We start from the raw sequence: 10,841 nt of genomic DNA on the forward strand, positions 1-10,841 counted from the left end.
AGCATGCCGCGGAGTGACACTGGGTTGGTGGTAGTTGCTGCAGCGCGCTTCTCGAGGGGAGCCTCGCGCCAGAGCTTCTTTCCTCTCAGTGCAATTGTCCCAATGTGCACTGAGCAGCTCAAGGCCTATTCCTCACTCAGCGGCAACCTCGCTGTCGCCCTTGTCGACATCAGACGAGTCGGCAGCCTCTACTTTTAGGCTTTGTTGTTGCCGCCTTATCATCGCCCTCGCGCTTTTCGGAAACGCCTTCTCAAAGGCTCGACCAGGGTTGTTGCCTTCACGCAGTGCCTCGACAAAGGCCTTAATTTCGCCCGACCATTTCTCCGGAGCGCGGACGTTCACCTGTACGATGCCGCTGCGCAGTTCCTTCTGTCGATAACTCTCTTGAGCCCTTTGACGGGCCTGATCCCCAGCCTTTGCTCGAAGCCGTGCCATGACGAATTTCCTTTTGATTGCCTTGCCCTAAGCAGATCCACGAGCCTTCGAACATGCCTCACCAACCTCAGTCCGTTAAACCGTGGCCGTTGGGGCCGAAGGTCTGACTGCTGGCATCCCGCGACCGTAGGCTTTTCGGGGCACGTGATCACAAGCGCGTGATCGTGTTAGGCCTGGAATCCAGGCAATTTGGCATCGTTGGGCTCTAGTGATAGCGGCTTTATCGCTAGTGATATCGGCCCTATCACTAGTGATAAAGTAACTGTCGTTAGTAAGAAAGTTGCTTCTTAGCTCAACGCGAGATAGGCTGCAAGCACACAAGACATCTAAGTGTCTCAAGTGGAAGCCCGCTGCGCGTTACTTGATCATGGAACAAAGAGATGAATGAACCTCTTGCCTCGAATCTTCTGTCGCCCGAACCTGTTCTGCCCCTGCATTTGGCAAGGCCGCGGCTTCGCCGTTGGGAGGCCAGTGAGTACCTCGCTCTTCGATACGGTCTCCGCGTTGCAGCTGCGACCCTCGCCAAGCTTGCGAGCGTTGGTGGAGGGCCGGCCTTTCATCGCGCACCGCGTATTCCCCTATATCCAAAAGAAGAACTGGACCGCTGGGCAGAGGAACGTCTCGGCCGGTTATTTCGTACTACTAGCGATGTGGCGTCTTAATACTTCCAGTATTACGACGACCTGGGGGACGCGTACAACACGATTCGAAGAGTCGGAGCTTAGTTTTGCGCTTTCTTCGGCCATGCCTCGAGTAACAATCTCCAAGGCCGACCCACAACATCAAGTGAGCCGCAGCTCACTCAGTGAAAATCGACCGGTGCGTAACCAGAGTAGCAGCGGTGTCAAACGTTGCAATGACTCACAACGGCGCCCAGGTCACTAAGTATTGCCAGCCCGAGAGAGTTAAAGACGGTTTGTTCGACGGCTCAGAAGTCGCTGATCGGACCGTCCATCGCCGACCAGAGCCCACCAGTGGTGAGATCCTAGAACTCACATTCCGGATTCGTCGGGGTTCCGAAGGGCCCAAGGGAACGGCCGATGCACCAGCCAAGCGTCGGGCAGGATCGGCCAAAAATCCCGAATTCGGCACGGGCCACATCAGCCGCATCGACGGCCGAAGCGGCAGCGCCGGCAGCTTTCCCAGCGGGGGCCAGTCGCCTCCGCGCCACTTGTGCGAGAGAAAATCATGAGCACCACTACCGATAGGCGCAGCTTCGACGTCTGGCGTTATCAATTACCGCTGCCCGAGGCTGATGCCCGTCTGCGCATCAAGAGATTTGAAACGCTCGGCGCGGCGCAGGCCGAGCGTGACCATCGCATTGGTATCCTTGGCCGAGGCAATCGCGAGCAGCGCCGATTCGCAAGAAAATTGGAAAGGTGTCGGAAGGGGCGGCGTTGCAAGCTCTCGATATGCACAATGTGTCAACGTCGAACACGGCTGTGGCTCATCGGCCAGATCGTGGCGTTGATGGCAAAAGACAAGGTGCTCTTCATCACGATCATTCCGGACAAGTCCTCCTTCAAGACTGGCAGTCTAGCTGACGCTCACCCTCGCCGACTGTTGGATCGAGTTCGTAAGCAGCTGACCCGCTGCGGCATCCGCGGACTGGTGGTGGGCGCGGTGGACGGTACGCACGAGGCGGACCGTGGTGAATATCAGGTCCACATCCACGCGTTGGCGGGTACAAGTGATCGGGGAGCACTCGATAGCCTTCGATCCTATTATCCCCCAACGCCCACGGGTTCTGCCGCAGTCGTCATTCAGCCGGTGGCTGCGACCGACTTAGCGTCAGCGGCGGGCTACTGCTTCAAGACGTATTGGGTCGAGCGGGTCCGCTACCGGGCGCGGTCCGGCAAGCGAAGCTCAAAGATGCGACGGTTGGCTGCTGACCAAGAGCGGGAGTGGCTCGCATGGCAGGCTGGCCACCCGCCCGAATCGTTGCTGTTTCTCTACGGGCTGCGGCGCCGTGGTGACGCGCTGTGCCGCCTCGAGGACACACCTGGCTCCGAGACGCAGCCCGGGTGCCCCGCCTCTCGGTGCGCTCAATGACAGGCTTTCCAAAGGCGTGGCTAGCGGAACTGCCGACGTGCCGACGTGCCGGCGTCGCCAAAACAGGCCCCGTCCCTCGGTCACTTATCGCGCTTCACCGCACCTACGCAGTGTTCCTGCCACTCACATTTCTCAATGCCAAAGAAAGGCCCCTTTTCGCCTTCTATTCCCCCATCTTTTTCATCTTCGAGCACCTCGATCCCATCGCCATCAAAAGTGTCGCTGACAACGCAATTCGTGCGGATCGCGCCGTTTGCGTGTTCAGCAATCACTTACGTCGGCGCGTCAAGGCAAGAACCACCCCCAACACGATCAGGAGTTCAGAAAACCATGGCTGATCTAAAATCCAGGAAAGCGGTCCCCTTCCCTACCAAACCCTCGGGCCGGAATCGCTTGGCATCGAAGAAGCCCACGCTCACCAAACATATCCGCTTAAAATCATTCGCTGAGGGTGACGCGGGGGAGTTCTTTATCAAGGTGGAGTTTGAGGTCGGTAAGGTGAAGAAAAATAGACTCTTCCGGCTGGATAATGTGAGCGTGAACTCTAAACAATTTAACCAACTCAACTTAGACGGAGCCAAGCTGATTTCGCCGGCAGCCCGGAATGAGTTCATCGCAAGAGTTCAGCAGTTCCCGGACAATGGAAAGCGGTTGCAGGTTGCAACGAGGCTTGGCTGGAATGGATGGAATTTTGTTCTGCCCAAGCGCAGGTTCGGGCCCAGCACAAGAGCGTTGCTGGTTCATCTGGAAGATGCCCAGTCTGAAAGGTTCACGCGGTTTCGGGTCAGCGGTACTATAGAAGGTTGGCGAAGACTTGGGGGGCTTGCGATAGGCAACACTCGAATCGTCCTGTTTATCAGCGCCGCTTTCAGTGGACCGGTCGCGGCGCTTTTAGGCCTGGAACAGGTCGGGATTATGCTGGTGGGCAATCCCATCACGGGAAAAACGACCGTAAACAAGGTGGCTGGATCAATTTGGGGCTGCCATATCGACCCCAACAAGGCTCGGGAGATGGGCTTTGGACAACCGTTCAACGCGACTGAGGGTTACATTGAGGATGACTTCCTAGCGGCCAATCATACGCTGCTGGTTCTCGACGAGACCCGTGGCGGGGGGCTTGACGACAAGGACATCGGGCCTTCGCTGAACAGGCAGGTAATGCGCCTGTCATCCGGGTTTCAGAAAGGACGGCTGACTGACACTGGGCCTCGCCGTTCGTCCGCGGTGCCGATCCTGATGAGTTCCAACCTGTCTCTCCAGCAGTTCGGTAACTTGGCCGGAAACCGAATCGACGACGCGCTTCACAGCCGAATGATGGCCGTCCCACTGCCCCAGGGGGGACAAGGTGCTTTTGAGAATCTGCATGGTTCGAAGGATGCCGCGACGTTCAGTGCCGTGCTGCGCAAACTTGCAGAGGAACATTTCGGTCACCCGTCCCAAAAGTTTCTCGCTAAGCTAACAGCCGAAAACTCCCGTAACCCGGAGAAGCTTGGCGCATGGCTGAAGGCCCGACGTGAGAGTTTCCTGCGCTCGGTCGAGGATATCGCGTCACCAACACAGAACCTGGACAGGACCAAGGCAAAATTCGCCACCATCTATGCATCTGCGCGTTTCGCCATAAAGGTTGGCATACTTCCATGGAAGGTGCCGGAATTAGCCCGAAGTCTGCGTTCCTGTCTCTTGGACCACGTGAACCTGGTCGCTCAAGAGGCGACGTATAGTGGTGTCGCTGGCAATACCAGGACGGCCAGTGCTTCCAGTGCGATTCAACCTCAGCCACTTGCCCAACTCCGAGACTATGTGCGGTCGAACGGCGACAGAATTGTGGATCTCGCCGCCGAGGTACCGGCTGATCGCCTTCCCAGGGAAGTCTCCGACTGGCCGATATTGCAATCAATCCACAAAGAAAACGGACGGGAATACCTATTCACCGACAAGGCGCTACTCACAATCCTGGGCGATAAATCTCGTGTTCAACGGTTAAAGCTCACCTTAAACGAGGCTGGACAAATTGCCACCGAGAAAGGATCGGGAGGTGATCTCCGATATTCGGTGAAACGCACGATTCCAGGCCGAGGCCGCGAGCAATTCATCGCAATCAAGGCGGAGGCGATCGACAGTGAGGCCTGATACGTGAAGACAACGTCGGGGTGGGCTTGCAATCGCCCATGCCGATATTCAGTACAAGTGTTGTGGCACAAGCCCGAATGAATTGTCTAAGCCGATGCGCATGGTGCATATGGCAAAGTATCTCGAGATAGGAATCCAAAAAATTGCCAAGCTCGACGACAAAGCTGAAAGCTTTCCATTGATATTTTCCGATATAAGTGGGCCGGAAAGACCTATTTATCCCGAACCGGAATTCCGAAGAGGGCACCAGATTTTTCCGTAAAATACACTGCTCACGGAATGAAAAGCACCATCAGTGCGATGTATTTATGGCGGCTGCTTTCGCTGATGATGCCTAATGCAGTGGTTTCAACGTCAATGTTGGCGCGCAATTCGATCAAAAATGGGGGCTGAAAATACCCAATTTAGGCTGATGGTGCATGGCTGATTTTTGGCCGTTGCAGCCGTTTCATCGGTTTCAGCCGTTGCCGCCATAATCGGAGAGAATGAAATGCATATCACAAAAATCGCCAATTTGGCGGACCAATCGAACGATTCCGCATTCGAGATTTTCGAGGTTCGAAAGCTTGGTCGGGGGACTTGCCTCTTGCGGATCGAGCGGGAGAAATCCCGGACTCCCGATTCTCTCCACAGAGAACTCGTGAAATCGAACGTCGCCATGCCGACCGATCGACGAACGGCACTTGAGGCGCTCGTGTCCATAATCGAACAGGAACCTCTCGAGCAGTGGATTTATGCGGAGACTGTCGGTTGGCGTGAGGACGAGCGCGCCTTTCTGCTTGGCGATCGGTTAATCGGGGATATCGCCGGGATCAGAGTGTTTCCGCCTGGTGGGCCAACTCCGCAAACCCGCATCGGTTTTCACCATCGTGGCAATTTGGCGACGTGGCGATACAAGGTGGCGGCTGCGTCGCTGACATTCCCGCCATGGGTAGCCGCCCTGTCAGCCGCCTTCGCCGCCCCACTTTTGGCGCCGTGCCGGTGGCCGTCCTTCCGATTGCATTTATTTGGCGGCACGGACCTGCGACGCATGGCGGCCGTAGCAGTCGCGGGATCAGCGGTTGGGTTTGGTCGACGACATATTACGCAGCTGTCGCAAGTTGCGGTTCAGCAAGTGCCAACCATTGCCAAGCTGTTGACGGACCTGGTCGTCCCGGTTGCGGAAACGAATGCCGACTTGGCCGGGCCGGCCCGCGGTCGATCAATGAATATCGCGGACCGGCTGCTGGCCGGCGCGACCGTAGGGGATGTCGGTTTGTTCATACCGGAAGCCTTTTCTTGGCGTGGCACGTTGGTCTCCGCAGCTGCTGAGGCGGTTCATTCAAACGGCTTGACGGAGGCCCTATTTATAACGGGGTCCGAGCCCTTCACGCTCGACCTGCCGGTATCACTGGCTGTCTGGGGCCAACAGCAAGTGACCTCGGCGAGTGGGTCAACGGGGGGGAAACTATTGCGGACGTGCGACGAACATTCCGGACTGGCTTATCGGCGCTATATCAAATTCTTGATCGCGAAATATGCCGACCTTCCGAAAATGGCTAAAGCCTTTGCGGCCGAATTTCGTGCGGCCGTGACAGAAGCTGACCGCGACCTCCTAAGTTCGCCGGTGATGGTTGGCTTCGAGCGACTGTACGCGGGGGGCGCCATGGCGATTGCGGCCCGCGTGGTGCCCTGGAAGCAAGGCGAACTCAGCACAACGCTGATTGCGTGCCTGAGGGCGTCCCACGCTCACGCCAACCGGCATACGACAACGCTAACCACGCTGCGCAAGCAATTGAAGGACCACTTGCGACATATCGACCTCGTCGGGAAACACGACCGAAACGAATTCGGACCCGAGCAAGGAGTTGGCCTTTGCCGTTGGGAGCGTGGCGAGCGCGTTTTCACGATTCACGGAAAATCATTCCGTGACTGGTTTGCCAATCGCGCGCAAAGGGTTGCGGTGATACGATGGCTGCATGAAGCAGGTCACCTGCGTATGGGTGAGCGCAAATATCGACCATCGCCAACATCAACCGAGTGGGCCGAACGGTCGGTCAGGTGGCCTGACGGTCGTGCTCACCGGTCGTATGTTTTTCGCGACCCGTTCTGCTTTCATCGTTCGACGGCTGCAGCCGTGTCGCGCCGTGCGGGCTGAAACTGGGGTCATAGTGTAGTTGGGGAAAATCCCACTATGAGAGACATTGCTTATCGATCGGTTTCTCTCCGCCGATTGCCGAAGCTGGTCGGCTGCCTGCAGCGCAACCTTGGCAATGTGATGCTTCTCCCTGCGAGGCGCGGTCCTCCGTGCTTTTGAAATGCGAGCTTTGCCCGTTTTCGCGCTTCGTTCCATGATTTTCGGGACCACTGTGTATGGTAATCAGAGCGTTCCGGCGGGACGAAAACCGAACGCGTTTCCTCGAATGGCCGACGGGTATATTGAGGCCGCCACACCTATTGCCACTGCTCGCCGGAATCCGATGCTTGCTGATGAAATCCTTGCCGCGGCCGATTCTCCCGCCGACCGAGTCTACACGGGCGCACTATCGGCCCTGGGGATCGCCATACGCCAGGCCAAGCGATTCGACTTGACGCCCGGAATCATCGTCACCGCGAACACGATCAGCACCAGTTCGTTCGCGGCGCAACTCCGCGTGCTGCCTCTGTGCCGGCTCCCATTTGAATTCACTTGGATGGAGTGGCCCGGCGCCGATCCCGTCTACGATGCCTATCGGGTCGATAACGCGACCGCTGCTGCGAAGCGGCTCAACGCGCTGTTACGCCGAAAGAGCACAGAGACGTTGGAAAAAGTGCTCTCCGATGCAGGCGCACGGCATTGAAGGCGTTCGTCGTCAGCCTGCGGCACGATCTCGGTGCCGTGCAGGCCGCCCTCGATCTTCCCTGGACCACCAGCCTCGCTGAGGGACAAATCAATAGGCTCAAGATGTTGAAACGAACAATGCTCGGCCGCGCCGGCTTCGCTCTGCTCCGCGCTCGCGTCCTGCATGCGAACTAGCGTAACAACAGCACAAGATTTGCGGGAGAACCCCTTTTTCCACGCCGAAACACAAGCATTCCCCTATCGTTTCTGGCTGCCGGTATCAGCGCGTGGGTTTTGCTGGTCGAGATTAATCGTTAGAAGCATGTCTCTGGCGCTGATAGGATGGGAGACTGAAATGGCGGAGGATGAACCCACTAAACCCGCGTTTGATCGATACGCGGCAGGGCAGCAAATGCTCTTGGAAGAATACAAGAGATATGAAGCTGAACTTCTACAGAATGAAACCATGCTTTACCAGATCGAACGATATTTTCTCGTAGCGATTGCTGCCATATACACTTGGATCTCCACTCAGACCACGAAAGTCGTCGGTCACGAGCTGGTCGGCCACGCAATATGGATACCGATTGTTATGTCCGTGATCATGCTATTCCGGATGAAGGGTTTCAATGATGACAGTCAGAAGAAGCTGGATCATATACGCCGCATCGAAAGAATGTATCTGTCCTCTGACCCCCAACCATCCGACATAGATTTAAAATGGCGGAGCCTGAGAGAGCCCCTGACGAAAGAGCGCCATGAGTGGCTTAAATGCCGCGGCATAAGTAAGACGTGGCTGGCCATTCTGGGGATTACGACTGTCGTTGCCTTGAGATCTGATGGCTCCTTGTTCCTTTGGCTTTCGGCTATTGTTGTCGGACCAAGCTTTATCTGGTTCTTATGCGGTTCCGATCGGATTCAAAAATGCACCGCAACGCCCACTAAGCATACTGGTTCGCTCAGTTAGCCGTCATGCTGCCGTCGATCATCAATTCACTGCCTGTCATCCAGGCCGTCTCGTCGGATGCCAGATAGAGGCAGCCAAACGCGATGTCGGACGGTTTGCCGGTCCGGTTCAACTGTGTGGCGTCCATCCGCGCCTTTCCAGGGTCTCTCACGAGACCGGGCGCTGCCAGCGGCGTTTCGACGAAACCGGGGGGGGGGGGCAGAGATACCGGTGTTACATCCATACTTTCCAAGGGTAATCGTAGCCGTAACGTCGGATACGGGCTGAAGCTGCCGCGCGATGTAAGCCTTATTATAATCAAAGATCGACTCACGCGGAGCCTTCGCCGCCTTCACGGCCTCGATGATCCTGAGCGCGGTTTCCAGATCGAGATTCTGAGGCTTGGGCGCTTCACTCGACTGAGTGGTATTTGTCGGGTTCGGAGCGGGTGTCTTGGGGAAGGGGATGATTTCTGCGCTCATATTCCGCCTCCGATTTAGGGGAATAAGCAGACACCTCGAAAGCACAACTTCCGGCGCTAGGATAAATTCGAGCTGGTAAAATTGTTGACTACGGCGTAGCTCCACTCCCGCGCGCCCGTCCACGCCTACCATTTAGACGCGAGGGAGCCATGAGCCTAACAGCGTTCATTCGGATGCGTTTCACGGCCCTCAGGCAAACTCGCCATCAGGTCTTCGAACGCAGGCCAGGCAATCGGCTTCTTACCGGTCCCTACCCAGTTGAGGAAGAGGCCGCGGCGGACTGGCAGTTCGCTCTATTGAGCGTAGCGGCGTATGGGAGATCCGAGCCAAAGCGGCAAGCGATACCTACCGGAAAGCGGCGGTTGGGAACGGTTGTCCGCACAATAACGCACATATGGAAACACAAAGCTGCCGCCAAGACTCCAGCCCCAGAAGTTGCAACTTCTCGAATCCCAGATGCGGATGCCCAACTCAAAGATATCGGGTGGATACCTTGGACCGGCTTCCCAAATAAGACGCTTCAAGATCGAATGATAGAGCAGCATCTTCGCGCCGAGGTGTGGGAACAAAAGGACCGAACGCTCATCGTAGTTGCCTTTGGGGGAACCGTCTTCACCAGCGGCTCGGACTGGATTGCAAACTTACGTTGGTTCATCCCGAAGCGCAACGACGAATACACTCAAATTGTTGGGCTCTTTGGTCCCGACTTCGTTAAAGAATTTCGGAGCCGGGTGAACAATCCCGAGATGGCGTATTTGAAGGATGCGAAAATTTACTCGACGGGCCATTCCCTGGGTGGAGGCTTAGCGCAACAGTTTGCGTATGCCCTGCCAAAGGGAATTCAGAGGGTGTCAAAGGTATACGCGTTCGACCCCTCCCCCGTTACAGGTTTCTACAGCGTAGATTGCGCGACACGCCAGACCAACCGGGATGGATTACAAATAACCCGCATCTACGAGAGGGGCGAGATCTTGGCAATCCTACGCTCCTTCACGAGCATTCTCGTTAAGCCATCTGCGATCCACCCCATGATACGTGGCGTGCGGTTCAACCTGTTTTATACGGGAAATGCGATATCCGGCCATTCGATAGTTGAGCTTGCCCGCAAAATGCAAGCTGCTGCCGGTGTTGCCGCCTGGACGCCGTCGGTGGTGCATGCTCCCATACAGGGTAGGCCAGCGCTTTAGCGGGATATGATCATGACGGACTTTATGTCTGCTCTTGGAACAGGGATCAGCTGGGGTGCCGGCTCGGCGGCGGCTGTTTATGGGATAGCCGTGGCATTCGAGAAAGACTCGAAACCAGAGGCCCGAAGGGAGATCGCGCAATTTCTGGCCAGCGCTCAGCGGGGCTTCGATATTACCTTGTTATCTAGGCATGTAAAACAGGCTTTTGAGCGTCTATTGGGGCCATCAAGATTCGGACTTCCTAGGGTATCCTCCTCTCTAGCTATCACCATGATATTCTTTATCATAACCGAGCTCCCTCTGTTCCTGTTTCAAGCCGAAGAGACCGCTGCGACAGATAATCAAGATCCTTATTGGCTCAAGCTGATGACCGCGATAATGCTGCCGACCATCACTGCATGCGTCCCGGATTACGTTTCGTTATAAAAAAGCGGCTTCGTTCTGACGATGATCAGTAAAGCGCGAAGCTTATGGTATATTGGTTTCCTATGGTGCCTAGACGTCTTGTTGTCCTTAATTACACTCATTCTCCTCTGGGCCATATTCGTGCCACTTCTCGAGTTTCTCCAAGGGGACGGGAGGTATTATTTACATGATGTATGGAAGATGACGATTAACTCTGTGCCGTCACTCATAGCTGGCCAATGGGAATTGGTGAGAGGGCGCGGCACTTACGATCAGATGTTTGTCTCTCTCATATTTACGTCCACTATATGTAGCGCGACAATCTGGGTGAGAAAATGCGTCAATCAGGATGAGAATTGATGACCGCAACGAGTTCATGATGTTCGGTCTGATTGTCGCTGACA

At 56.0% G+C, this 10,841-nt stretch carries 11 protein-coding genes; 8 read left to right on the forward strand and 3 right to left on the reverse strand.

Going from position 1 to position 10,841, the window contains the following annotated elements; all coding sequences use genetic code 11:
* Positions 1-132: 132 nt before the first annotated feature.
* Complete coding sequence (locus GSQ89_RS36080) at positions 133-435, reverse strand: hypothetical protein (RefSeq protein ID WP_158932949.1); 303 nt, start codon at positions 433-435, stop codon at positions 133-135.
* A 1,188-nt stretch (positions 436-1,623) separates the two neighbouring features.
* On the opposite strand from GSQ89_RS36080, the gene GSQ89_RS36085 reads away from it, so the two are divergent.
* Positions 1,624-2,487 (forward strand): hypothetical protein, encoded by an 864-nt coding sequence (locus GSQ89_RS36085; protein WP_158932950.1) that lies wholly within the window; start codon positions 1,624-1,626, stop codon positions 2,485-2,487.
* 80 nt (positions 2,488-2,567) lie between these two features.
* Here the strand turns inward: GSQ89_RS36085 and GSQ89_RS36090 are convergent, their stop codons facing one another.
* Positions 2,568-2,759, reverse strand: a complete 192-nt coding sequence (locus GSQ89_RS36090) for a hypothetical protein (RefSeq protein WP_158932951.1) — start codon at positions 2,757-2,759, stop codon at positions 2,568-2,570.
* 58 nt (positions 2,760-2,817) lie between these two features.
* On the opposite strand from GSQ89_RS36090, the gene GSQ89_RS36095 reads away from it, so the two are divergent.
* The 5 genes from GSQ89_RS36095 (at position 2,818) to GSQ89_RS36115 (ending at position 8,384) form a co-directional block, all read left to right on the forward strand.
* On the forward strand, positions 2,818-4,617 hold the full coding sequence (locus GSQ89_RS36095; RefSeq protein ID WP_158932952.1) for a DUF927 domain-containing protein: 1,800 nt from the start codon (positions 2,818-2,820) through the stop codon (positions 4,615-4,617).
* A gap of 430 nt (positions 4,618-5,047) precedes the next feature.
* Positions 5,048-6,754 carry a DUF927 domain-containing protein gene (locus GSQ89_RS36100; protein ID WP_158932953.1) on the forward strand — a complete coding sequence of 569 codons (1,707 nt, stop codon included), beginning with the start codon at positions 5,048-5,050 and terminating at the stop codon, positions 6,752-6,754.
* A 265-nt stretch (positions 6,755-7,019) separates the two neighbouring features.
* On the forward strand, positions 7,020-7,436 hold the full coding sequence (locus GSQ89_RS36105; RefSeq protein ID WP_158932954.1) for a hypothetical protein: 417 nt from the start codon (positions 7,020-7,022) through the stop codon (positions 7,434-7,436).
* The gene (locus GSQ89_RS36110) at positions 7,433-7,612 is read left to right on the forward strand and encodes a hypothetical protein (RefSeq protein WP_216856650.1); all 180 of its coding nucleotides are present in this window, start codon (positions 7,433-7,435) and stop codon (positions 7,610-7,612) included. The genes GSQ89_RS36105 and GSQ89_RS36110 overlap by 4 nt, the downstream gene beginning before the upstream one ends.
* Positions 7,613-7,772: 160 nt before the next feature.
* Positions 7,773-8,384, forward strand: coding sequence for a hypothetical protein (locus tag GSQ89_RS36115; protein WP_158932955.1), 612 nt, complete (start codon positions 7,773-7,775; stop codon positions 8,382-8,384).
* Here GSQ89_RS36115 and GSQ89_RS36120 read toward each other — a convergent pair.
* Positions 8,377-8,607 carry an SDR family oxidoreductase gene (locus tag GSQ89_RS36120; RefSeq protein WP_158932956.1) on the reverse strand — a complete coding sequence of 77 codons (231 nt, stop codon included), beginning with the start codon at positions 8,605-8,607 and terminating at the stop codon, positions 8,377-8,379. The genes GSQ89_RS36115 and GSQ89_RS36120 overlap by 8 nt on opposite strands.
* 600 nt (positions 8,608-9,207) lie before the next feature.
* On the opposite strand from GSQ89_RS36120, the gene GSQ89_RS36125 reads away from it, so the two are divergent.
* Positions 9,208-10,032, forward strand: coding sequence for a lipase family protein (locus GSQ89_RS36125; protein WP_158932957.1), 825 nt, complete (start codon positions 9,208-9,210; stop codon positions 10,030-10,032).
* 12 nt (positions 10,033-10,044) lie between these two features.
* Positions 10,045-10,458, forward strand: a complete 414-nt coding sequence (locus GSQ89_RS36130; protein WP_158932958.1) for a hypothetical protein — start codon at positions 10,045-10,047, stop codon at positions 10,456-10,458.
* The last annotated feature ends 383 nt before the right edge of the window (positions 10,459-10,841 follow it).

The sequence above is a fragment of the Acidisphaera sp. S103 genome, from assembly GCF_009765975.1.
In the GTDB taxonomy this organism is placed as follows: Bacteria; Pseudomonadota; Alphaproteobacteria; order Acetobacterales; family Acetobacteraceae; genus Rhodopila.